Here is a 23,572-nt window from a genome sequence, read left to right as displayed (position 1 = left end):
GAGGGAGCGATCAGGGCTGACGCTTGTTTTCCAGGCTTTGTTTGGTTCTGGCCAGCACCAGGCTGGCCTGGTCGCCGCGCCTCAGGGCAAGCCCCAGGGCCAGCACGTCGATGATCGCCAGATGCGCCAGGCGCGAGATCATCGGGCTGTAGAGCGCGGTGTCTTCCTGCGTGTCGGCGCGCAACAGGATGGATGCGAGTGTGGCCAGCGGGGAATCCGACGCCGTGATGGCGATCACCGGACATCCGTTGGCGCGGGCCAGCCCCACGGCTTCGAGCAGTTCGCGCGAACGGCCGGAATGCGAGATGGCGACCAGTGCATCCCGGGGCCCCAGCAAGGACGCCGCCATGCCCTGGGTATGACTGTCGGCGTAGGCGGCGACCGACAGATCGAAGCGGAAGAACTTGTGCTGGGCGTCGGCTGCGACGATGCCGGAATTCCCGATGCCGTAGAACTCGATGCGCCGCGCCGCCGTCAGCCGGTCGATGGCGGCCTCGACCTGGCGAGGGTCCAGCATGTCGCGCACCCGCAGCAGGGCCGAGATTGCGTTGTCGAAGACTTTCCCCGTGAGCGAAGCGATGCCTTCGTCCGGGTCCAGCGCGGAATGCACGTACGGCACGCCGTTCATCAGGCTTGCGGCCAGCCGGATCTTGAAATCCGGCCACCCGGCGCAGCCCAGCGCGCGGCACAGCCGGATGACGGTGGGTTCGCTGACTTCCGCGGCCAGGGCGACCTCGCTGATCGCCATGCGCGATGCATCGGCGGGGCGGGCAATGACCAGCCGTGCGACGCGGGTGGCCGCGCGGCTGAGATGGGGCAGGCGGGCGCGCAGCTCGGGAAGGATTGGGGCGTTCATGGGGGTTCTAGTATAAATAAAGGGCGTGCCGCCTGCGCAACGGTGCCGTGCGGCAAGACATCGGAATTCTGAAATGTAGTAAAACTACTATGATAACGAATGAAACCTGTTTCATTCTATGAAAAGTAGTTTATATAAACAATGCGGTATACTGCGGTTGAGACAACGCCATCCCGATACCGACATGACCCCGCAATCCGTCGTCCAGTCCGTGACCGAACGCATCGTGGCCCGCGCCCATGCCGACAGCGCCGCCACCGCTTTTCAATGGCCGACGGTATGAACCGGGGCGTCGCACCCCGTGCGACCATCGCAGACGTGGCCCGGTACGCGGGGGTTTCGAAGGCCACTGTGTCCCGTTTCCTCAATCACCGCGACGCCCTGTTGTCGCCGGAGATCGCCCAGCGGGTCGCCGCTGCGATCCAGGCCCTGTCCTATAGCCCCAGTCCGATGGCCCAGGCCCTGAAGCGGGGGCGTTCGCGGTTGGTCGGGCTCGTCGTCGCCGATATCACCAACCCCTATTCGGTGGCGGTGCTCAGCGGCGCGGAACAGGCCTGCCGCCAGGCGGGATTCCTGATGATGCTGTTCAATCTCGGCAACGACCAGGAACGCGAAAGTGTCGGCCTGCGAGTCCTGTCCACGTATCAGGTCGAGGGGTTCATCCTCAACACGATGGGCCTGGAGCCGGGCGCGGTGGTGGCTCAGGCTCTGCAGGGGCGACCGGTCGTGCTGGTGGATCGCCTGCGCCAGGGGCTGGATGTCGATTTCGTGTCCCTGGACAACCGGCAGGCGATCGGCGCGTGCGTCGAACACCTCGTCGAGGCCGGCTACGGCGAGTTCCTGTTCGTCAGCGAGCCGCTGGACCGGGTCAGTTCCCGGCAGGAACGTGTGCAGGCTTTCGACGCATTGCGGACTTCGTTGTCGGGGCGGATCGAGGGGCGCTGGATCGAGACGCATGTGGGCGATCACGCCGGGCTGCTGAGCGCATTGCGTGACCTGCGGGCCCGGGCGGTCCGCCCGCCCGCTCTGATCGCCGGCAACGCGGTCGTCACCATGCGGATCGTCGCCGCCGTGGCGGAACTGGGCTGGCGGCTGGGTCGGGACATCGGCCTGATCGGCATCGACGACACCCCCTGGGCGCCGTATGTCGGGCCGGGGATCAGCGCGCTGGCACAGCCGACGGACGCGCTGGGCGGCCTGGCCGCTCAATGCCTGATCGAACGCATGGCGGGCCTGGATTCCCCCGCCCGCGCCATCCGCCTGCCTGGCGCTCTGATGGCGCGCGGTTCGACGCGCCTGGGCTGATCAGTCGCGCAGATAGGCCTATTTCCGTCGGCAGGGTGATAACGGATCATCATGACATTCAGTCGTTTTTCAGGGTAAACCCTGATTTCCTGTCTTCTGTCGCTTGTCCTAATATTCTGAAACCGGTTTCATAGATCTTCAGATACGGATTTCCACGGTCCCATGAATTACACCTTCCAGTTCGGCCCTGTTCTCGAGGCCTGGCCGCTGCTGTTGCACGGCACCTGGATGACGATCCAGCTGTCCGCCCTGGCGATGATTTTCGGTGGGGTGGTGGCGGTGCTGTGCGCCTGGGGCAAGACATCCGGGCCGGCGCCGGTGCGGGCCGTGATCCAGATCTATATCGAACTCATCCGCAACACGCCGTTTCTCGTCCAGCTGTTCTTTTTCTTCTTTGCGCTACCGGCCATCGGCGTGCGCTGGTCGCCCTACATGGCGGCCCTGGTGGCCATGGTGGTCAACCTGGGCGCCTATGCCACCGAAATCGTGCGTGCCGGCATCGAGGCCGTCCCCCGCGGGCAGATCGAGGCAGGCCAGGCGCTGAACCTGACCCGCGCGGAGATCTTCCGCTTCATCATCCTCAAACCCGCCCTGCGCACGATCTATCCGGCGCTCACCAGCCAGTTCATCCTGCTGATGCTGGCCTCCAGCGTGGTATCGGTCATTTCCGCCGATGACCTGACCTCGGTGGCGGCTACCCTGCAATCCGACACCTTCCGCAGCTTCGAGATCTATATTGTCATCACCGTGATCTACCTGCTCCTGACCCTGTTCTTTTCCTATGTCTTCCACCGGATCCACACCCGGTTCCTGCACTATCCGGACGGTCGGTGATGCGGACATTCGGAACTTCTGATTTCTGGTACATCGTCCAGGCCACCCAATGGACCGTGCTGCTGTCGCTGGTCGCTTTCATCGGCGGCGGGCTGGTCGGTCTCGCGGCGGCGCTGGCGCGGACGGGCACGAACCGGATCGCGCGGGCCATCTCCGTCGGCTTCATCCAGCTGTTTCGTGGCACTCCTTTGCTGCTGCAGCTGTTTCTCGTGTTCTTCGGCGCGCCGGTCATAGGCCTCGAGGTCGATCCCTGGGTTGCCGCAGCCGTCGCGCTGGCCCTGAATGCAGGCGCATTCCTGGGCGAAATCTGGCGTGGCTGCATCGAGGCGGTCCCCCGGGGCCAATGGGAAGCCGCCGCCGCCTTGGGGTTGAAATACCGTTATCTGTTGCGTGACGTGATCTTGCCGCAGGCACTGAAGATCGCCGTGCCGCCCACGGTTGGCTACCTGGTGCAGGTCATCAAGGGCACGTCGCTCGCGGCCATCATCGGCTTCACCGAATTGACCCGGGCCGGGCAGATCGTCAACAACGCCACATTCGAACCTATGATGGTTTTTTCCATCGTGGCTGCCCTGTATTTCCTGCTGTGCTGGCCGCTGTCGCTGCTGGCTGGGCGGATGGAACGGCGCCTGGCGACATCCCAGGCGCGCGGATCATAATTTTCGGGGCGCATCCAGCCTCATTCCGGCTCAGGCCGACACTTTCTGGAGACATCCTATGTTCAAGAGTCACACCTTGCGCGGCATGTTGGGCGCCACTTTGCTGGCTGCCTGCACGACGCTGGCCATTGGCCTGGCGCCGGCGGCGTCCGCTGAAACCATCGACCAGGTCAAGCAGAAGGGCGAGCTGACGGTCGGCATGCTGGTCGATTTCCCCCCGTTTGGCATCATGAACGCCGAGAACCAGCCCGACGGCTACGATGCCGACGTCGCCAAACTCCTGGCCAAGGACCTGGGCGTGAAGGTCAAGATCGTCCCGGTCACCGGGCCCAACCGCATCCCGTATCTGCTGACCGACAAGGTCGACATGCTGGTCGCTTCGCTGGCAATCACGCCCGAACGGGCCAAACAGGTGCAATTCTCGCAGCCGTATTCCGCCGCCCAGATCGTGGTGTTCGGTGGCAAGGATCTGAAGATCGCCGGTCCTGAAGGCCTGTCCGGCAAGCGGATCGGCGTGGCGCGCGCCAGCACCCAGGACATCGCTGTGACCAAGATCGCCCCGAAGGACGCGAACATCCGCCGTTTCGACGACGATGCCTCGGCCATGCAGGCCCTGCTGTCCGGCCAGGTCGATGCGATCGGCTGCTCCACGACGGTGGCGGCGGGGATCGCCAAGCGCGCGCCGAATCGCTTCAACAACAAGTTCGTGCTGCTGCAGCAGGAAATGGCCGTGGCGATGCGTCCGGGCCAGCCGGAAACCGTCAAGGCGGTCAATGAGCTGATCAGCCGCAACATCAAGAACGGCGAGCTCAGCAAACTCTATCAGAAGTGGCTCGGCACCCCGTTGCCCGAGCTGAAACAATCCTGATCGAAAATCGACCCTTCGCCATGACGACAAGCCAGCCTCCGGACACCGCCGCCCCGATCATCCAGATCGGCAAGCTCAATAAATGGTACGGGCAGTTTCATGCCCTGACCGACATCGATCTGACGGTCGAGACCGGTGAACGCATCGTGATCTGCGGGCCTTCGGGCTCGGGGAAATCGACGCTCATCCGCTGCATCAACGGCCTGGAGACATTCCGGGATGGCCGGCTCGTGGTCGACGGCATCACCCTGAACCCAGATGGGCGCGGGGTGGATGCGGTCCGGCAGGAGGTCGGGATGGTTTTTCAGCAGTTCAACCTGTTTCCGCACATGACGGTGCTGCGCAACTGCATGCTGGCGCCGATGCGGTCGCGCGGGCTGAAGGCCGACGAGGCGGAAGCCCTGGCCATGAAATATCTGTCGCGCGTGCGCATCGCCGAGCAGGCGCACAAATATCCCAGCCAGCTGTCAGGGGGGCAGCAGCAACGCGTGGCCATCGCCCGGGCACTGTGCATGACCCCCAAGGTCATGCTGTTCGACGAGCCGACCTCCGCGCTGGATCCGGAAATGGTCAAGGAAGTCCTGGACACCATGATCGGCCTGGCCGGCGACGGCATGACCATGCTGTGCGTCACTCACGAAATGGGGTTCGCCCGCAGCGTGGCCGACCGCGTGATCTTCATGGCCGACGGCAAGATCGTGGAACAGGCGCCGCCTGACCAGTTCTTCAGTCATCCTCAGCACGAGAAGACGCGTAGTTTCCTCGGTCAGATCCTGAATCACTGAGGAAACGGCATGCACAGGTTGGCTCCCGCGGGAAGCGTACTCGTTTCCCTGACGGCGTATGGCGCCGACGAGGTTCGTCGGCACGGCCAGGCCGGATTCGCCCATCTGGCCCGGGCTGCGGGCGCGGATGGCGTCGAGGTGCGCAGCGAGCTGCTGCGCGACGACCCGGCCGAGCTCGACGAACTGGCGGTGCTGGTGGACGAGACAGGCATGGCCTGCGTCTATTCCAGCGCCCAGGGAATGTGGGATGCGGCGGGTGGCTTCGACGAATCCGCCGTCCGCGAAGGACTGGCCCGCGCCGCCCGGCTGCGTGCCGGGGTCCTGAAGATGTCGATCGGCGGTTATCGGCCGCGTTTCCCGGTGGGCCTGGATGTCCTGCGTGCCTTGCTGGCGGGCAGCCGGACCATGCTGTTGATCGAGAACGACCAGACCGAGTCGGCAGGCAGTGTGCCCGCGCTCCAGGCTTTCTTTGACGCGGCCGATGCCGCCGGCGTGCCGCTGGGGATGACTTTCGACATGGGCAACTGGCACTGGGTGGGAGAATGCCCCCTGCAGGCCGCGCGCGCATTCGCGTCGCGGGTGCGCTATGTGCATTGCAAGGGCGTGCTGCGCCGTCCGGACCGCTGGGTCGCGGTGCCGTTGGCGTCGTCCGCCGCACCTTGGCGCGCGGTGCTGCGGGCGTTGCCCGCCGATGCGCCACGGGCCATCGAATATCCGCTGGTGGGCGCGAATCTGGCCGACGTGACCCGCCACGCGCTGGACGCGCTGCGCCAACGGGAGTGTGTTTTTCATGAATGATGCTTTTGACGTCGTCACCCTGGGCGAGGCGATGATGATGCTGGTGGCCGCGCAGCCCGGGCCGCTGGAACAGGTGGATACCTTCCATAAACGCACGGCGGGCGCCGAGACCAATGTGGCCATCGGGCTTGCGCGTCTGGGCCTGAAGGTCGGCTGGGGCAGCCGTCTGGGGCAGGATTCCATGGGCCGCTATCTGCTGGCCAGCATTCAGGGCGAGGGGGTGGACTGTTCCCATGTGTCCCTGGTGCCCGGGGAACGCACCGGCATGCTCTTCAAGGGACAGGTGCTCGACGGCAGTGACCCGCCCATCGAATATCATCGGGCGGGTTCCGCCGCCAGCCGTATGGCGCCGGCAGACGTGGACCCCGCGTGGTTGCTGAGCGCCCGCCATCTGCATGCCACCGGGGTGTTCGCGGCGGTGTCCGCCGACAGCTTCCAAGTGACGCGCCAGACCATGCGCCTGATGCGGGACGCGGGCCGGACTGTTTCCTTCGATCCGAATCTGCGTCCCACGCTCTGGGCGTCGACCGACGCCATGCGCGCCGGCATCCATGAGCTCGCCGCCCTGGCCGACTGGGTGCTGCCCGGACTGGAGGAAGGCCGCTTGCTGACCGGATCGCAGCAGCCGGAATCGATCGCGCGCTTCTACCTCGATCTGGGCGCGAGCGTGGTGGTCGTCAAGCTCGGCCCGGACGGCGCTTACTACGATGACGGAAGCCGTCGCGGTTACGTGCCCGCCAGCCCGGTCGAACGGGTGATAGATACCGTGGGCGCGGGTGACGGCTTTGCCGTGGGCGTGATCAGCGGTCTGCTCGAAGGCAGGGATCTGCCGCACGCCGTGGCGCGTGGCGCCTGGATCGGCGCGCGGGCCGTGCAGGTTCTCGGGGATACCGAGGGCCTGCCCACCCGTGCGGTCCTGGTGCAAGCGGGGCTGTCATGACACGCCGGTGCGTTCTCGTCTATCGCGATCTGCCGGGGCCTCAGCTCGACAGGATCCGCCGGGAGCATGACGTGATCCAGGCTGATCCTCGCCGCGAGGATCAGCGAGCTGCGTTCTTCGAGGCGCTGCCGCATGTGGACGGCATGATCGGATCCAGTGTCCGTCTGGATGCCGCCATGCTGGATCGGGCGCCCGGGCTGCGGGTGGTGTCCAGCATCTCGGTGGGTGTCGACGCCTATCCGCTGGATGCCTTGCGCGACCGGGGCATTGTGCTATGCCATACGCCGGATGTGCTGACGGAATCGGTCGCCGACTTGCTGTTCGGCATGGTCCTGGCGACGAGCCGCCGGATGTGCGAGATGTCGTCCATGGTCCGCGCGGGTCGATGGCTGCACAATGTCGGCGCCGACGAATACGGTTGGGACGTGCACGGCAAGACGCTGGGCATCGTCGGGTATGGCCGCATCGGCCAGGCGCTGGCGCGTCGGGCGGCTCTGGGCTTCGGCATGCCGGTGCTCCACCATAGCCGCCGCCCCGCCGACAGCGGACTGCCGGATGGCAAGGCCCGTGCTGTCGGGCTGGACGAACTGCTGGAATGCGCGGACTTCATCGTTCTGGTTCTGCCCCTGACCGGGCAGACCCGGGGTTTGATCGGACCTCAGGCATTCGCCCGCATGAAGCCCGGCGCGATCCTGATCAATGGCGCGCGCGGTCCGATCGTCCAGGAACGCGCCTTGCTGGATGCGCTGGACAGCGGCCGGTTGCGTGCCGCCGGGCTGGACGTCTTCGACGTCGAACCGTTACCGTTGGATTCGCCCCTGCGCGATCATCCGCGCATCCTGGCGTTGCCGCACATCGGCTCGGCGACGCACGAAACCCGCACGGCCATGGCCGAGATGGCGGTCACCAACTTGCTCAATGTGTTGCGGGGTGAGGCGCCCCTGGCGGCCTACCCGCTGGGGTGATCCTGATAGCCGGTATTCCCGTCGGCTAATCCCGATGCGGTTCAACCGGACGGGGCATCCGTTTCAGGCCGCCAGCGCGCAGGCTTCGCGGGCCAGGCTCGTGATGACGTCCCATTGCCGGTCCGCGACCGTCGCCGTCGGGGTCAGCCAGGAACCGCCGACGCAGGCGACGTTCGGCAGGGCGAGATAGCTGGCGGCGTTGCCGGCATGAATGCCCCCGGTGGGGCAGAACTTCAGATCCGGCAGGGGGCCGTGCCAGGCCTTCAGCAGCGCTGCGCCGCCCACAGCCTCGGCGGGGAAGAGCTTCTGGACATTGAAGCCGAGTTCCGCCGCGCGCATGGCTTCCGACGCGGTCGAAACCCCCGGCAGGAAGGGCAGACCCGAGGCCTGTGCCGCTTGCGCCAGCGTTTCCGTCAGCCCGGGGCTGATGCCGAAGCAGGCGCCGGCGCGTTGCGCGGCTTCCAGTTGCTGCGGTGTGCGCACGGTACCGACTCCGACCAGGGCCTCCGGGACCTGGTCGCGGATAGCTGCGATCGCATCCAGCGCGGCCGCCGACCGTAGGGTGATTTCCAGTGTCCGGACTCCGCCCGCGACCAGGGCGCGGGCCAGGCTCACGGCGCTGTCCAGATCCTGGACGACGATGACGGGCATGACAGGGCTGAGTTTGACGAGTTCAAGAGCATTCATGAGGAGTAAAGATTGGATTTGAATGTAGCTATTCTACATATAAATCCAGATTGATTGGATCTTGCTGTGATTTTGACTGTCAGGCTACTTTCTGATCCGGACAGATATTCCCGTCACTGGATTGATGGGCAAAAAGCCGGATGAGGGGCATGGCAAGGCGCAACCCGCGCTTGGGAGGCTTGTGTGTGGGCTAAAATCGCCGCTCATGTACCCCCGCACACATTTTTCCGTGGCGCGCCCCCAGGCTGGTCCGGGGGTGTTCCGATGACCGGTCCCCTGATTGCGATCGTGCCTGCCGCTGGCATCGGCGAACGCGCGGGACGCGCCCCGGACGGCGTGCCCAAGCAGTATCGCCTGCTGGCCGGCGAACCGATGCTGCGGCGCGCCGTGCGCGCTTTGCTGGCCGACCCCCGCGTCACGCAGGTCCGTGTGGCTGTGTCCGCGCAGGACCGCTGGGTGGATCAGGCGCTGGCCGGTCTGCCGCGCACGGTGTGGCGCCCATGCGGCGGGGCGACGCGCGCAGCCACGGTGCGTGCCGCCTTGCAGGATGCGGTGTTGGCCGATGATGCCTGGGTTCTGGTGCATGATGCCGCCCGTCCCGGGCTGCCCGTATCGGCGCTGGCGCGACTGATCGATGCCTGCTGGCGGCTGGATCGCGGCGGCCTGCTGGCGCAACCCGTGGCTGATACCGTCAAGCGCGCGCGGTCCGTGGATCATGGGGCGGGTGCGGTCGTATCGGACGTGGTCGGCCAGGATGCATCCCGACCGGCGTCAGACCGTTCATCGCGACCGGCTCCAGCGTCTGCGCAAGAGGTCGCCCTGACGCTCTCCCGGGATGCCTTGTGGCTGGCGCAGACGCCGCAGATGTTCCGCGCCGGGGTGCTGAGGGCGGCGCTGGCCGCCTGCGCCGAAGACCCCCGCGTGACCGACGAAGCCTCGGCCGTCGAACTGTCCGGCGGACAGGCGCCCCTGCTGGTGCGTGGCGCCCGGGAAAATGACAAACTTACCTGGCCGGAAGACTTCGACTGGTTCGAGGACTGGCTGCGCGGGCGGTCGCATCGGCCTGCGGACCCAGGCGGAACATCCGAAGGGAACCCATCATGACCCCATCAGAGCAGGCAAACTCTTCGCAGCATCCATTTCCCTTTCGGGTCGGGCAGGGCCATGACCTGCATGTCCTGGTCGAGGGCCGGGCGCTGATCATCGGTGGCGTGCACATTCCCTACGAACGCGGCCTGGCCGGGCATTCGGATGCCGACGTGCTGCTGCACGCGGTCACGGACGCCGTGCTGGGGGCTGCCGGGCTGGGCGACATTGGCCGCCACTTTTCCGATCGCGACCCGCGCTGGGCCGGGGCCGACAGCCGGCTGTTTCTGCGTGAGGCTGCCCGGATGGCCCGGGATGCCGGCTGGGTCGTGGTCAACGTGGATGCGACGGTGCATGCGCAGGCGCCGAAGATCGCCCCGCATGCCGCGGCGATGGCCGTCTGCATCGCGGCGGACCTGGGCATCGAGCCGGCCATGGTCAACATCAAGGCCAAGACCAACGAGGGCCTGGGTTACCTGGGCCGTGGGGAAGGGATCGCCGCCAGCGCCGTGGCCCTGCTGGGGCGGTCCTGACCCTGGGTGACTTCTAGAGCGTGGCACCCCCGATGGCGCGGTTGCAGGCGCAGAGCCCGTCGGTCTGCAGCGCATCCAGGATGCGCAGGGTTTCCTCGGGGCTGCGGCCGACATTGAAGTTGTTGACCGAAACGTGCTGGATGACGTTGTCCGGATCGACGACGAAGGTGGCGCGCAGGGCGACGCCTTCGGTTTTTTCGCGGATGCCCAACTGGTCGATCAGCGCGCCTGTCGTGTCGCTGAACTGGTAGTGGTTCAGTTTGCTGAGTTCAGGGTTTTCGCGCCGCCAGGCGAGCTTCACGTATTCATTGTCGGTGGAACCGCCCATCAGGATGGCGTCGCGTTCCTCGAAGGCATCGGCCAGGGCATTGAAGCCGATGATTTCGGTCGGGCAGACCAGGGTGAAGTCCTTGGGGTAGAAATAGATCACCTTCCATTTGCCCGGGAAGGACGATTCGGTGATGTCCTCGAAGGCTGAAACGCCATTTTCCTCGTGCTGGTTGAAGCCGGGTTTGACACCGGTGACGCGGAAGGCCTCGAGCTTGTCGCCTATGGTTTTCATCGGGGCTCCTGTGTTGAGTGCGGCCGACATGGGGCCGCCCCGCCATTCTACGCCATGGCCTTGTCGGCCGGCCGCGCCTTCGCCTTGGGGATTTCGATACGCGCCAGCAGTCCTTGCGCCGGTTGCGAGATGAGTTCGAGCTTGCCGCCCACCTGGCCCAACAGGCGTTCCACGATGGACAGCCCCAGCCCTGCGCCGCTGACCCCGGTGCGGGCCGATTCGCCGCGCGCAAAGGGGCGCAGCAGCCGCTGGATGTCGTTGTGGGGAATGCCGATTCCCCTGTCCTGGACCTCGATGCGCAGCAGGTTGCCGGTCTGGTAGGCCCGCAGTGTGATGTGGGCGCGGTCGTCGCTGGGGCTGCGGCCGTAGCGGCGCGCATTTTCGATCAGATTGCTGACGATGCGTTTGAGGTCGTTGGCGCTGATGCGGGCCTGCAGGCCCGGCTCGATGCCGGACTGCAGCTCGCCGCCCAGCGATTCGGTGTGGCTGCGCTCGCGCTCCAGCATGTCCTGCAGCACCCGGGACACGTCGATGCCGGTTTCGGGGACCTGGCCGGCCGGCCGGGCGTATTCCATCAACTGGCCAATACTGTGGTTGATCTGCGCGAGATCCTCGTCGATCGCCTGGCGGGCCTCGTCGCTCATGTGGCCCATCTCGATTTCCAGACGGATCCGTGCCAGCGGGGTGCGCAGGTCATGCGAAATGCCGGCCAGCATGATCTCGCGGTCGGCCTCGTTCTGGCGCAGGTCGCGGGCCATGCGGTTGAACGCGATGTTCATGTCGCGGATCTCGATCGGCCCTTTTTCGGGCAGGGGGGTGGGCGTTTCACCGCGCGCCAGCTGCTGCGCCACCTTGGCCAGTTGGGCCAGGGGATGATTGATGAAGCGCACGCTGATGGCGGCCCCCAGCAGGGCGAGCATCAGCGATGCGGCCACCCAACCCAGCCATTCGCGTCCCGTGGTCAGGCGCAACTGGTCCCGGTCGAACACCAGCCAATATTGCTTGTCGTCGATGTGAAAACTGATCCAGATGCCGGGTACCTGGTTGACCGACCACATCATGGCGGTCTGCGAGCCCAGGCGGTTGCGGATTTCCGATTCGACATTGTCCCAGTAGGTCGTGTGAGGCAGAGATTCCGGCACATCGGTGGATTCGCGCGGCTGCACCCGCAAGCTTTCCTGGGTAGCCAGATCCAGCAGCAGGGCGGGGCGCACTTTCGACGGGGCGTACACCAGCGCCGAACGGGTAATGCTGACTGTAGTCGCGATGCGCTGGGCCAGCTGGGTGGCGCGCGGGCCTTCTTCGATGTCGAAGACGATTTGCAGCCATGCGCCCAGGCTGACCAGCATCAGAAATGCGATCAGCAGGAACGAACGGGTGAACAGCCCCATGCGCAGCCGGGCCAGGACGGCGCGGCGGATTCGTTTGGCAAGTGTCATGGCACAGGCCCGCCGGGGTTTCCCGGGCGGGCCGTGGGATGGTTACTGGCCGCCGTCTGGCACGAATACATAGCCCAGTCCCCAGACTGTCTGGATGAAGACCGGCTTGGATGGGTTGGGCTCGATCAGTTTGCGCAGGCGCGAGATCTGCACATCCAGACTGCGGTCGAAGGCTTCGTATTCGCGGCCACGCGCGAGTTCCATGAGCTTGTCCCGCGACAGCGGGACCTTGGGGTGGCGGGCAAAGACCTTGAGCACCGAGAATTCGCCCGTTGTGATGGGCACGGATTCCCCGCTGCGCGTGAGGGTCCGGGTGGACAGGTTCAGGACGTAGGGGCCGAATTCGACGGACTCGTTTTCCTGGCTGGGGGCGCCGGGGTGTTCTTCCGTACCGCGCCGACGCAGGATCGCGTTGACGCGCGCCAGCAGTTCGCGGGGATTGAAAGGTTTGGTCAGATAGTCGTCCGCGCCCATTTCGAGACCCACGATACGGTCGATTTCCTCGGCCTTGGCTGTGAGCATGATGATGGGCGTGTTATCGTGGTTGCCTCTCAGGCGACGGCAGATCGACAGGCCGTCTTCGCCGGGCAGCATCAGGTCGAGCACCAGCAGATCGAAATGCTCGCGCTGCCAGAGTTTGGCCATTTCCTTCGCGTCTTCGGCGACATAGACGTTGAACCCCTGTTCGGACAGATACCGCCGCAGCAGATCGCGCAGCCTGGGATCGTCGTCAACGATGAGGATTTTGCGGGTGAGGGTCTGGTTATGTGTGTTCATGGGGAAAATGTAACAGGACCGGGAAAATGGCACCAGCGGCAATCACAACAAATTACACAATAAGCGTTTGGTCGTGACATGTTTCGTGGGGACCGACCTCCATTAAAATGATTCGGTCATGAGTGATTTTCACATCCTTGCGTTTGAAACATCAAGCTCCTTGTGCAGCGTCGCTGTGCTGTCGCATGCGGGGGGGCGGGTACGCCTGTGGGTGGCGCAGCACGAAGGCCGCGACGGTCATGCCGAACGCATCCTGCCCATGACACAGGAACTGCTGTCGGATTCCGGGCTGGCCCGTCAGGATCTCTCGGCCATCGCCTTCGGTCAGGGGCCGGGCGGGTTCACCGGCCTGCGGGTGGCCTGCGGCGTGGCACAGGGCCTGGCTGTCGCGCTGGGCATCCCGATGCTGCCGGTGGATTCCCTCTGTGCCGTCGCCGTGCAGGATGCCCGCGACGATATCCCCGGCGTGCACGTGGTGCTGCAGGACGCCCGCATGAACGAAGTCTACGCGGCCGTCTACCGCTGCGAGGGCGGGGACTGGGCGACACTGCAGGCGCCCGCGCTCCTGGCCAGGGCGGACGTGGCCGCCTGGGCCGACACGGAATCGGCCGCGTGGGCCATGCAGGCGGGTGCCGACTGGATGGTCCATGGCGATGCGCTGGACGTGTTCCCGGGGCTGGCGGACGAACTCGAAGCCCTTGGCGCCACCCGTGCGATGCGGGGCGAAGGGCCGGCGCACGCGCATGCGGCGACCATCGCCCGCCTGGCGGCGCGCGCCTGGCAGCAGGGACAACGATTCGACGCCGCCCAGGCGGCGCCGGCCTACGTGCGCGACAAAGTCGCCTACACCACGGTCGAGCGGGCCAGCGGCCTGGGCGGCAATCCCCTGTCCGACGCGGCGCGCCTGTCGCTGCACGACATGCACGCCACGGATCTCGACGAGGTCGCGGCCGTCGAGCGGCAGGTCCAGGCATTTCCCTGGACGCGGAAGAACTTCGCGGACGGTCTGGCGGCTGGCTACCAGGGCTGGATCGTGCGGCGGCTGGGGGCCTTGCTGGGATTCGCGCTGGTGATGGACGCGCCCGACGTCGCCCACTTGCTGGTCATCGGTGTGCGCCCGGACGCTCAGCGCCAGGGGGTTGGAACGCGGCTGCTGCAGGAATGCATGGCGCATTGCCGGCGGGCCGGATTGCCCGCGCTGACCCTCGAGGTCCGGCCCAGCAATGCGCGGGCGATCGCCTTTTATCAGCGGCATGGTTTTCACCAGGTGGGATCGCGGCGCGGCTATTATCCGGCTGAACGCGGCGCGCGCGAAGACGCCTGGATCATGACGCTGACTTTCCAGGAAACGCCGGCATGAAGCCGCGGCTGCATCCAGCCCAGGCTGCCTGGTTGTCCGAAATAGGCGTCGATATGCATTGGCTGGATGTCCAGCCCGATCGGGGCGTGGTGCGGCGCCCGGCCCCCGAGGCCCGGCTGGCCGAAGAGGCTGGGGCGGATCCGCAGGCTCCGGTGATCCTGCGAGCCCCTCCGGTCGCCGCCTCCCAGGGGCCGGTTCAGCCTCAGCGGCCCCCGGCCGACGGGCCGCATCCAGAGGCGCGCGCCATTGCCCGCACCCGTGTCGATGCGGACCCGGGCGATGCCGGCTCGACGGGTTCGGATAGCGGCGGCACGGACATTCCGGGGGACACGCTGCCAGACCTGCCCTCGCTGGCTGCGGCCGTGCAGGCCTGCCGGCGGTGTGTCCGGCATGAACAGCGGATCCGGGCCGTTCCCGGCGCGGGGTCGGCTTCGCGTCCCCGGTATCTGATCGTGGGCGAGCAGCCCGGCATCGAGGATGAGGTCAGCGGCCTGCCCTTTCAGGGGGATGCGGGTCGTCTGCTGGAAGCCATGCTGGCGGCGGTCCGGTTGCCGGATGCGCAATCCGTTCATCACACCTATGTCGTGAAGTGCCGGGCCGCCGTCGGCCGCGAGCCGGATGCCACGGAAGTGGGGGCCTGTCTGCCCTATCTGCGCCGCGAGATCGCCTTGCTGCAACCGCGCTGGATCCTGGCGCTGGGACGGGTCGCGGCCCAGGCCGTGCTGGGTGTCCAGTCCGATCTGGATACGCTGCGCGGTGGGCCATACCACTATGCGCCGGCCCCGGGCGTGGACATCCCGGTCTGGGTGACGCATCAGCCGGCTTCGCTGCTGGTGCGTTCCGCCCTGAAGGCGGAAGCCTGGCGGGACCTGGTGGGGTTGGCGCAGGCGGCGCGGGCCATGCCGGCCGACGAGGCGCGTTGAAAACCTGACGGTTCCCGCGTCAGGCGCTGCCGAAAACCCTCGGGATGTATCGCGTCAATGCAGCGCGGTGCCGTGGCCGGCCTGGCCGATCAGGTGTTCCAGTTCGGGATTGGCCCGGTGGTTCATGCGGTTCCACTGGATGAACACCAGCATCAGGCAGGCCACCAGGATTCCGAACAGGGCGATGATCGCGTTGATCGGCAGACCCAGCCACAGCAGCAGGCTGTACATCGCCAGCATCAGCAGGATGTTGAGCTGTTCGTTGAAGTTCTGCACGGCGATCGAATGCCCGGCCGACAGCAGCACATGCCCGCGATGCTGCAGCAGCGCATTCATGGGGACGACGAAAAAGCCCGACAGGCCGCCGATCAGCAGCAGCAGGCAGTAGACGGTCCAGGGCGTGTAGACCACGGGCATGAGCAGCACCACCAGGCCCATGATGACGCCGACCGGCAGGACGGCCAGGGCGCGCCGCAGGGGGACGCGTCCGGCCAGAACGGCGCCGATCACGGTGCCGAAGGCCGCCACGCCCATCAGGACCGAGGCCTGGTCCAGGCGATAGCCCAGGTGCTGGGCGCCCCATTCGATGACGACGAACTGCAGCGTGGCGCCGGCCCCCCAGAACAGGGTCGTGACCGCCAGCGAGATCTGCCCGATCTTGTCGGACCAGAGGACGCGCACGTAGGATGCGAAATTGCGGATCAGAGCGGCCGGATGAGTCTGCTGGCGAGGGTAGAAGGCGTGCGTGTCGGGAATCAGCAGGTTGCAGATGGCGGCCAGCACGTAGACCGTGCCGATCACCAGGATGGCGCTCTGGGCGGTGTTGTTGACCAGCGCGTCCATCCAGGCGAACGACATCAGCCAGGTGGAGACCGCCGGGCTGATCAGCAGTCCGCCCAGGACCGTGCCGACGATGACCGACAGCACGGTCAGGCCCTCGATCCAGCTGTTGCCTTTGACCAGCAGTTCAGGTGGCAGCATTTCGGTGACGATGCCGTATTTGGCCGGTGAGTAGGCCGCGGCCCCGACACCGACGATGGAATAGGCCACGAAAATCAGGACCAGCTGGTGGTTGTAGCTGAGTCCGAAGGCGCCATAGCTGAACATCAGCACGCAGCCGCAGGTCTTGAGCGCGTTGGTGGCGAACATGACGCGGCCCTTTGGGAAGGAATCGGCAAAGGCGCCGACGAAGGCCGCCAGCACGACATAGGCCAGCGCGAACCACCACTTCATCATGGGGGCCATCCAGTCCGGCCCGCTGAGGTCGGCGATCAGCCCGATGGCGGCGATGAGCAGGGCGTTGTCCGCAATGGACGACAGCGCCTGGGCGGCCATGACCATGAAAAAGCCCTTGTTCAATCGCGGACCCCGAAGTGGTTGATGACGGGTCGGCACGCTTGTGCGCGACTGTAAAATGGAGTTGCAGTATAACGGGTTGGCGGATGCGCATCGCCCTGTCCGGTGCGTCCTATCGGGTCGGGCGCTCACCTTGGTGCGTTATCATACGCTGTTGCGACCTGACCGATTTTTGCCAGCCAGACACCCGTGCGCCTCACGCAGATCAAACTTGCCGGATTCAAGTCCTTTGTGGATCCGACCGTGATTCCCACGCCCAGCGAACTGGTGGGCGTGGTGGGGCCCAACGGCTGCGGGAAATCCAACATCATCGATGCGGTGCGCTGGGTCCTTGGGGAAACCAAGGCCTCGGAATTGCGGGGCGCGTCCATGCAGGACGTGATCTTCAACGGTTCGGGCCAGCGCAAGCCCGCCGCCAGGGCTTCGGTCGAACTGGTATTCGACAACAGTCAGGGCCGGGCCGCCGGGCAATGGTCCACGTACGCCGAGATCGCCGTGCGCCGCGTGCTGACGCGCGACGGCGCCAGCAGCTATTTCGTCAACAATCAGCCAGTGCGCCGGCGTGACATTCACGACATCTTCCTGGGAACCGGCCTGGGCACGCGCGGCTACGCCATCATCGGCCAGGGCATGATCAACCGCCTGATCGAGGCCCGTCCCGAAGAACTGCGCGTCTATTTGGAAGAAGCCGCCGGCGTGTCGCGCTACAAGGAACGCCGCCGCGAGACCGAGAACCGGCTGCAGGACACGCGCGAAAATCTCGTTCGTCTGGATGACATCCTGCGCGAACTGGCCACGCAGCTGGAAAAGCTGGAATCCCAGGCCCGGGTGGCGGCCGATTACCGGGCCCTGCAGGAAGACGGCGACCTGAAGCAGCAAGTGTTGTGGCTGCTGCGCGAACAGGCCGCCCGGGAAAGTCGCCAGACGCTGGCCGTCGAAACCGAACAGGCGCAGGCCGAACTGGAAGCCGCCGTGGCGCGTCTGCGGTCGCTGGAATCCGAACTGGAATCGCAGCGTGAGGGGCATTTTTCCGCCAACGACGAGGTCCATCAGGCGCAAGGCAGGCTCTACGAGGCGGGTGCCCAGGTCAGCCGCCTGGAGGCCGAGATCCGCCACGTCGTGGAGTCCCGCCACCGGTTGCAGGCGCGGCGTACCCAACTGCAATCTCAAGTCCAGGAATGGAGCGATCAGCAGACTCACAGCCAGGGCGCGATCGAAGACGTTCAGATTCAGATCGACGAGGCGCTCGCGCGCGCCGAGGAACTCTCCATCCAGGCACAGTCCGCCCAGGACGGGCTGCCCGAACTCGATGCGCGGTTGCGCGCGTTGAACCTCCAGCGTGAAGACCGGCGGCGCGCCCTGTCGCGCACCGAACAGGATCTGGCGCTGGCCGCGCAGTCGCAGCGCGATGCCGACCACCAGTGGCGCAGCCTGGATGATCGCCGCCAGCGCCTGGAGTCCGAGCGCCAGGCGCTGGGTACTCCGGACCCAGCTGAATTGCAGCGCTGGGCCGGTGAATGCGCCGTCGCCGACGCGCGCCTCGAAGAAGCGCAGGCCCGGCTCGGAGATCTGGAAGCGCAGCAGCCGGAACTGGAATCCGAATTGCAGCGCACGCAGCAGGCCGGTCACGCGGCCCGGCTTGATCTCGAACGGCTGGATGCACGCCGTCAGGCGTTGATCGCCCTGCAGGAAAAGATCCAGTCCGAAGACACGCTGGAACCCTGGCTGCAGCGCCAGGAACTCGGCGGTCTGGGCCGGCTGTGGCAGCGCATCCAGGTGGATGCCGGCTGGGAAACCGCCCTGGAAGCCATTTTGCACGAACGCATGAACGCGCTGGGATTGCGGTCCCTGGATCATGTCGGCGCGTTCGCCCAGGATGCGCCGCCTGCGCGATTGGCGTTCTATCAGGCACCTGTGCGGGCACCTGTCGCCTCGGTCGTCCCCACGGGCGCGGCGCGCCTTCTGGATCGGGTGCGTGCGGACGATCCGCAATTGCAGCCGCTGCTGGCGACCTGGCTGACGGACGTGTTCATCGCGGACGACCTCGGGCGGGCGCTGGCCCGTCGTGCGGATCTGCCGGCCGGTGGCGTCTGGGTGCTGCCGGCGGGTCATCGGGTGGATGCCTGCAGCGTGCGTTTCTATGCGGCGGATTCCGAGCAGGCCGGGCTCCTGGCCCGACAGCGGCAGATCGACGATCTGGTGCTCGAAATCAAGGCGGCGCAGCTGATCGCCGATGCGGCGCTGGATGCGCATGCGCGCGCTGATGCAGCCTGCCGCACGCTGGCTCAGGCACTGCAGTCGGCCCGTCCGCGGATTGCCGAATGCATGCGGGTGCAGCACGAGGCCCGGATGCGGCATCATCAGCTCAGCCAGCAGATGGCGCAGTCCGACGATCAGGCCCGCCGCCTGGGCCGTGATCTGCAGGAACTCGCGGCCCAGCAGGCGCTGCTGGCGACGCGGCGCGAGGAAGCCGAGGCGCGCTTCGAATCCCTCGACGCGGTACTGGCTGAACAGCAGGAAGCGCTGGCCGGGCTGGACATGGACGTCGAGACCCTGGCCGACCAGGCCGAACGGGCGCGCCAGCAGGGGCGCGACCACGAACGAGCTGCCCAGGAGGCCGACTATGCGGTACGGGCGCTGCGCAACCGGCTCGATGAATTGCATCGGACGCTGCAGCTGGCCGGCGAACAGATGCGCCGCGCCGGCAGCGAGCTCGAGTCCCTGCAGGGGGAACTCTTCGATCTCGACGAATCCATGGCCCAGGCGGGCCTCCAGCAGGCGCTGGAAGCCCGGGCCGCATCCGAGGAATCCCTGCGCCAGGCGCGCCTGCGGCAGGATCAACTGGCGGCGGCGCTGCGCGAGGCCGACGAGGGCCGCCTCGCGCTGGAACGGGGGCTGGATCCCTTGCGCGCCCGCATCACGGAACTGCAACTCAAGGAACAGGCCTCGCGTCTGTCGGTCGAACAGTTCGCCGAGCAGCTCGACGCGCGTCAGGTCGATCGCGCGGCCTTGAGGCGGCATCTGGCCGAACAGCCTGCGCAGTGGCAGCGGCTGGAATGGCTGCAGTCCGAAGTCCAGCGTATCTCGCGGCGTATCGAATCGCTGGGCGCGGTCAATCTCGCCGCGCTGGAAGAACTGACTGCCGCGCGCGATCGCAAGGGATTCCTGGATAGCCAGCGTGACGATCTCACGTCGGCTATCGACACCCTTGAAAACGCCATCCGCAAGATCGACCGGGAAACGCGGGATCTCCTGTCGCAGACCTTCGAGACGGTCAACGGGCATTTCGGCGCGCTGTTTCCGCAGCTCTTCGGCGGCGGTGAGGCCCGTCTGTCCATGACGGGCGATGAAATTCTCGATGCGGGTGTACAGGTGATGGCGCAGCCGCCGGGCAAGCGCAACAGCACGATCCATCTGCTGTCGGGGGGCGAAAAGGCGCTGACGGCGACGGCATTGGTGTTCGCTTTGTTTAAACTCAATCCGGCGCCGTTCTGTCTGCTCGACGAGGTGGACGCGCCGCTGGACGACGCCAACACCGAGCGGTATGCCAATCTGGTGCGGGGCATGAGCGATCAGACGCAGTTCCTGTTCATTTCACATAATAAAATCGCCATGCGAATGGCCCGTCAACTGGTCGGGGTGACGATGCAGGAACAAGGGGTATCCAGGATTGTGGCGGTGGATATGGATTCGGCTTTGCAATGGGTCGCCGAGGCGGCTTGAACGGGGTTTTCTATGAGCGACTTGCAGATTTTGCTGATTTCGATTGGTGCGGCGCTGATCATCGTCGTCCTGCTGTACAACGGCTGGCAGGACTGGCGAGCGCGCCGCAGCATGCGGCCGACCCAGCCAGTGTCCGAACACGATGTGCTCATGCAGGAAAATCCCGTGCGGCACGAGCCGGGGCTCTGGGAGTCCGAGCGGGTGCCGGTGGCGGCGGCGGATGACAGCCCCGAAGTCGATCCGGCCTGCGAGGCCGTCATCGACATTGTGCTGGCCCATCCAGTCCCGGGCGAGGCGCTGGCCGAGGCGCTGCAGTCCATCTCGCAGGTCGGGAAAAAGCCGGTGCGCGTCTTTGCGGAACGGGAAGGGGGAGGGCATCGCACCCAGGTGCTGGCGGACGAAGCCTATGTGTCGCTGCAGCTGGCCGTGGTGCTGGCCAACCGCAGCGGCCCTCTGACGGCGATCGAATGGTCGAATCTGTGGACCCTGGCGCAGAATCTGGCGGAACGCTTCGACGGCCAGATCGAGGCCCCGGACCAGGATGTGGTGCTGAAAAAAGCGGCCGATCTGGATGCCTGCTGCGCCGCCATGGATGCCCAGGTCGGGTTGATCCTGCAGCTGGCCCAGCCTCGCGCCGTCCCGGCGATCACCGAGGCGGCGTCGGGTGTCGGTTTCGTGCAGTCCCGCGGACAATGGGCCTGGATGGCCGAAAATGGTCTGCCGCGTTTCGTGTTGCTGGTGGATCAACAGGCCGGGGAACCCCCGCACCGGGTGGACCTGCTGCTGGATGTACCCAATAGCATTCCCGACGATCAGGCCTTCAGCCGCATGGTCGCGGTGGGCCGGGATCTGGCTCAGCGCCTGGATGCGCACGTGCTGGACGATCAGGGCCGCACGTTTCAGGACGGATCGGTGCCCGCGATCGACCGGCAGATCAGCGCCCTGTATGACCAGCTGGATCAGGCCGGCTTTCTGGCCGGCACGGAACGCACGGCCCGGGTGTTCTCGTGACCGATTCCCTGCATCGGCGCCTGCTGCAACTGCGTGCCGAGATCGAGGCCCACAACCAGCGTTACTACGTTCAGGACGCGCCGTCGATCTCCGATGCGCAATATGACCGCCTGATGGCGGAGCTGCAGTCGATCGAGCAGGGCCACCCCGACTGGATCACCCCGGATTCACCCACGCAGCGGGTCGGCGCGGCGCCGGTCAGCCACTTCACGCCCGTGCGTCACGCCGTGCGCATGCTGTCCCTGGGCAACGCCTTCGACGAGGAAGACATCCTAGCCTTCGACGAGCGTATCGCAACCACGCTGGCCGAATCCGGTTTGCTGGGGGCTGTCCACGCTGACGCGGCCGATCCGCGGGACACACTGTCCGCCGGCGCCGATGGCGGCCGCACGGGTTCTGCCGTGGCCTACATGGCCGAATACAAGTTCGATGGGCTGGCGGTCAGTCTGCGCTACGAACAGGGGATGCTGGCTCAGGCCGCGACGCGTGGTGATGGTTCCGAAGGCGAGGACATCACTGCCAACATCCGTACCTTGCGATCCGTGCCGCTGCGCCTGCGGGGGGAAGCCCCCGCCGTGCTGGAAGTGCGCGGCGAAGTCCTGATGGCCCGTGCCGATTTCGCCCGTCTGAACGAGGCCCAGACGGCCCGGGGCGAGAAACCCTTCGTCAATCCGCGCAACGCCGCCGCAGGCAGCCTGCGCCAGCTGGATCCCCGGGTCACGGCGACCCGGCCGTTGCGTTTCTATGCCTACGGTTGGGGCCAGATCCAGGACGCCGCCGGCACGGATGTGCGGCCGCATGCCACCCACGCCGCCATGCTCGACTGGCTGGCGGAGTTCGGCTTTGCAGTCAGTCCGGGACGGACTCTGTGCCGGGGGGCGGCGGAGCTGCTGCGTTTCTATGCGGCAGTCGGTGCCGCACGCGCCGACCTGCCCTATGACATCGACGGTGTGGTCTACAAGGTCGACGATCTTCGGGCGCAGGACGTGCTGGGGTTCGTGGCGCGTGCGCCACGCTTTGCCATTGCGCACAAATTCCCGGCTCAGGAAGAAACCACGCGTCTGGTCGGTATCGACGTGCAGGTGGGGCGCACCGGGGCGTTGACCCCGGTCGCCCGCCTGCAGCCGGTCTTCGTGGGCGGCGTGACGGTCACGAACGCCACGCTGCACAACGAGGACGAGATCCGCCGCAAGGACATCCGCATTGGCGACACCGTCATCGTGCGCCGCGCCGGGGATGTGATTCCGGAAGTCGTGGCGCCGGTGCTGGATCTGCGGCCGGCTGGCGCCTTGCCCTTCGATCTGCTGGCGGTCTGCCCGGTCTGCCCAGTCTGTGGTTCGGCGGTCGAACGCCCCGAAGGCGAGGCCATCACGCGCTGCACCGGCGGCTTGTTCTGTCCGGCGCAGCGCAAGCAGACGCTGTGGCATGCCGCCAGCCGCAAGGCCCTGGACATCGACGGGCTGGGCGACAAGCTGATCGAGCAGCTCGTCGATGCCGGGCGCGTGCGCACGCTGGCCGATCTGTATGGCCTGACCGAGCTGGAACTGTCCACCTATCCCCGCATGGGCCTGAAATCGGCCCAAAACCTGGTGCGTGAAATCAACGAGAGCCGCCGCCCGGCATTGTCCCGGCTGCTGTATGCCCTGGGCATCCGGCACGTCGGGGAAACCACGGCGCGGGACGTGGCGCGCCATTTTGGGTCCCTGCCGGCGATCATGGACGCCACCGAAGAAGATCTGGCGCAGGTGCCCGACGTCGGCCCCGTGGTGGCGGCATCCATCCGGCGATTCTTTGCCGAGACTCACAACCGCGAGGTGGTGGCCGCCCTGCATGCGGCGGGGGTCGAACCGCAGGCCGATGCCGCGCCGGTCGGTGAGCGGCCGTTGGCCGGCAAGACGCTGGTGCTGACCGGGACATTGCCTACCCTGACGCGAGACGAGGCCACGCGCAGGATCCTGGCCGCGGGCGGCAAGGTCAGCGGCTCCGTCTCGGGCAAGACCGCCTGGGTGGTCGCAGGCGAGGAATCCGGCAGCAAGCTGGCGAAGGCCCAGGCACTGGGCGTGCCGGTGCTGGACGAAGCCGGCCTGCTGGCGCTGCTTGGATAA

21 protein-coding genes are annotated in these 23,572 nt (G+C 66.3%); 15 read left to right on the top strand and 6 right to left on the bottom strand.

The window, feature by feature from the left end; genetic code table 11:
• Positions 1–10: 10 nt before the first annotated feature.
• Positions 11–856: an SIS domain-containing protein gene (locus tag ABCV34_RS08655; RefSeq protein ID WP_345795826.1), complete on the bottom strand. Its 846-nt coding sequence runs from the start codon at positions 854–856 to the stop codon at positions 11–13.
• Between the two features lie 351 nt (positions 857–1,207).
• Between ABCV34_RS08655 and ABCV34_RS08650 the strand changes: the two genes are divergently transcribed.
• The 8 genes from ABCV34_RS08650 (at position 1,208) to ABCV34_RS08615 (ending at position 8,010) form a co-directional block, all read left to right on the top strand.
• On the top strand, positions 1,208–2,161 hold the full coding sequence (locus ABCV34_RS08650) for a substrate-binding domain-containing protein (RefSeq protein ID WP_345795825.1): 954 nt from the start codon (positions 1,208–1,210) through the stop codon (positions 2,159–2,161).
• A gap of 162 nt (positions 2,162–2,323) precedes the next feature.
• Entirely contained in the window at positions 2,324–2,995 is a 672-nt protein-coding gene (locus ABCV34_RS08645) for an amino acid ABC transporter permease (RefSeq protein ID WP_345795824.1), read from the top strand.
• Positions 2,995–3,654 (top strand): amino acid ABC transporter permease, encoded by a 660-nt coding sequence (locus tag ABCV34_RS08640; RefSeq protein WP_345795823.1) that lies wholly within the window; start codon positions 2,995–2,997, stop codon positions 3,652–3,654. Before ABCV34_RS08645 ends, ABCV34_RS08640 begins: the two co-directional genes overlap by 1 nt.
• Before the next feature lie 85 nt (positions 3,655–3,739).
• Positions 3,740–4,522 carry a transporter substrate-binding domain-containing protein gene (locus ABCV34_RS08635; protein WP_345798741.1) on the top strand — a complete coding sequence of 261 codons (783 nt, stop codon included), beginning with the start codon at positions 3,740–3,742 and terminating at the stop codon, positions 4,520–4,522.
• Between the two features lie 20 nt (positions 4,523–4,542).
• Positions 4,543–5,307, top strand: a complete 765-nt coding sequence (locus ABCV34_RS08630) for an amino acid ABC transporter ATP-binding protein (RefSeq protein WP_345795822.1) — start codon at positions 4,543–4,545, stop codon at positions 5,305–5,307.
• A gap of 9 nt (positions 5,308–5,316) precedes the next feature.
• Complete coding sequence (locus ABCV34_RS08625; protein ID WP_345795821.1) at positions 5,317–6,105, top strand: TIM barrel protein; 789 nt, start codon at positions 5,317–5,319, stop codon at positions 6,103–6,105.
• Positions 6,098–7,045 (top strand): sugar kinase, encoded by a 948-nt coding sequence (locus ABCV34_RS08620; protein ID WP_345795820.1) that lies wholly within the window; start codon positions 6,098–6,100, stop codon positions 7,043–7,045. Before ABCV34_RS08625 ends, ABCV34_RS08620 begins: the two co-directional genes overlap by 8 nt.
• Positions 7,042–8,010 (top strand): D-glycerate dehydrogenase, encoded by a 969-nt coding sequence (locus tag ABCV34_RS08615; RefSeq protein WP_345795819.1) that lies wholly within the window; start codon positions 7,042–7,044, stop codon positions 8,008–8,010. The genes ABCV34_RS08620 and ABCV34_RS08615 overlap by 4 nt, the downstream gene beginning before the upstream one ends.
• A 63-nt stretch (positions 8,011–8,073) precedes the next feature.
• Here the strand turns inward: ABCV34_RS08615 and eda are convergent, their stop codons facing one another.
• Positions 8,074–8,697 carry a bifunctional 4-hydroxy-2-oxoglutarate aldolase/2-dehydro-3-deoxy-phosphogluconate aldolase gene (eda, locus tag ABCV34_RS08610; RefSeq protein ID WP_345795818.1) on the bottom strand — a complete coding sequence of 208 codons (624 nt, stop codon included), beginning with the start codon at positions 8,695–8,697 and terminating at the stop codon, positions 8,074–8,076.
• Positions 8,698–8,961: 264 nt separating this feature from the next.
• Between eda and ABCV34_RS08605 the strand changes: the two genes are divergently transcribed.
• Together ABCV34_RS08605 and ispF are read left to right on the top strand one after the other, a co-directional pair.
• Positions 8,962–9,801, top strand: a complete 840-nt coding sequence (locus ABCV34_RS08605; RefSeq protein WP_345795816.1) for a 2-C-methyl-D-erythritol 4-phosphate cytidylyltransferase — start codon at positions 8,962–8,964, stop codon at positions 9,799–9,801.
• Positions 9,798–10,316 (top strand): 2-C-methyl-D-erythritol 2,4-cyclodiphosphate synthase, encoded by a 519-nt coding sequence (gene ispF / locus ABCV34_RS08600; protein WP_345795815.1) that lies wholly within the window; start codon positions 9,798–9,800, stop codon positions 10,314–10,316. Before ABCV34_RS08605 ends, ispF begins: the two co-directional genes overlap by 4 nt.
• A 13-nt stretch (positions 10,317–10,329) precedes the next feature.
• Here the strand turns inward: ispF and ABCV34_RS08595 are convergent, their stop codons facing one another.
• From ABCV34_RS08595 to ompR, 3 genes are read right to left on the bottom strand one after another with little or no spacing between them, the layout of a single operon-like run.
• Positions 10,330–10,878, bottom strand: coding sequence for a peroxiredoxin (locus ABCV34_RS08595; RefSeq protein WP_345795814.1), 549 nt, complete (start codon positions 10,876–10,878; stop codon positions 10,330–10,332).
• A 47-nt stretch (positions 10,879–10,925) separates the two neighbouring features.
• A complete protein-coding gene (locus ABCV34_RS08590) occupies positions 10,926–12,317 on the bottom strand; it encodes an ATP-binding protein (protein ID WP_345795813.1) in 1,392 nt (463 codons plus the stop codon).
• Positions 12,318–12,359: 42 nt separating this feature from the next.
• Positions 12,360–13,094 (bottom strand): two-component system response regulator OmpR, encoded by a 735-nt coding sequence (gene ompR, locus ABCV34_RS08585; RefSeq protein ID WP_345795812.1) that lies wholly within the window; start codon positions 13,092–13,094, stop codon positions 12,360–12,362.
• A 118-nt stretch (positions 13,095–13,212) separates the two neighbouring features.
• Here ompR and tsaB point away from each other — a divergent pair, with 118 nt between their 5' ends.
• A complete protein-coding gene (tsaB, locus tag ABCV34_RS08580) occupies positions 13,213–14,454 on the top strand; it encodes a tRNA (adenosine(37)-N6)-threonylcarbamoyltransferase complex dimerization subunit type 1 TsaB (protein WP_345795811.1) in 1,242 nt (413 codons plus the stop codon).
• On the top strand, positions 14,451–15,377 hold the full coding sequence (locus ABCV34_RS08575) for a uracil-DNA glycosylase family protein (protein ID WP_345795810.1): 927 nt from the start codon (positions 14,451–14,453) through the stop codon (positions 15,375–15,377). The genes tsaB and ABCV34_RS08575 overlap by 4 nt, the downstream gene beginning before the upstream one ends.
• A gap of 54 nt (positions 15,378–15,431) precedes the next feature.
• Here the strand turns inward: ABCV34_RS08575 and lplT are convergent, their stop codons facing one another.
• Entirely contained in the window at positions 15,432–16,736 is a 1,305-nt protein-coding gene (lplT, locus tag ABCV34_RS08570) for a lysophospholipid transporter LplT (protein WP_345795809.1), read from the bottom strand.
• 186 nt (positions 16,737–16,922) lie between these two features.
• On the opposite strand from lplT, the gene smc reads away from it, so the two are divergent.
• Genes smc through ligA form a run of 3 tightly spaced genes read left to right on the top strand, consistent with a single transcriptional unit; the run spans position 16,923 to position 23,572 of the window.
• Complete coding sequence (smc, locus tag ABCV34_RS08565) at positions 16,923–20,456, top strand: chromosome segregation protein SMC (protein ID WP_345795808.1); 3,534 nt, start codon at positions 16,923–16,925, stop codon at positions 20,454–20,456.
• A 12-nt stretch (positions 20,457–20,468) separates the two neighbouring features.
• Positions 20,469–21,467: a cell division protein ZipA C-terminal FtsZ-binding domain-containing protein gene (locus ABCV34_RS08560; protein WP_345795807.1), complete on the top strand. Its 999-nt coding sequence runs from the start codon at positions 20,469–20,471 to the stop codon at positions 21,465–21,467.
• Positions 21,464–23,572 carry an NAD-dependent DNA ligase LigA gene (gene ligA / locus ABCV34_RS08555; RefSeq protein ID WP_345795806.1) on the top strand — a complete coding sequence of 703 codons (2,109 nt, stop codon included), beginning with the start codon at positions 21,464–21,466 and terminating at the stop codon, positions 23,570–23,572. The genes ABCV34_RS08560 and ligA overlap by 4 nt, the downstream gene beginning before the upstream one ends.

The sequence above is a fragment of the Castellaniella sp. MT123 genome, from assembly GCF_039614765.1.
Lineage (GTDB): Bacteria > Pseudomonadota > Gammaproteobacteria > Burkholderiales > Burkholderiaceae_B > Castellaniella.
The sequence above is the reverse complement of the archived record's forward strand: the minus strand, read 5'-3'. Positions and strand labels throughout refer to the sequence as shown.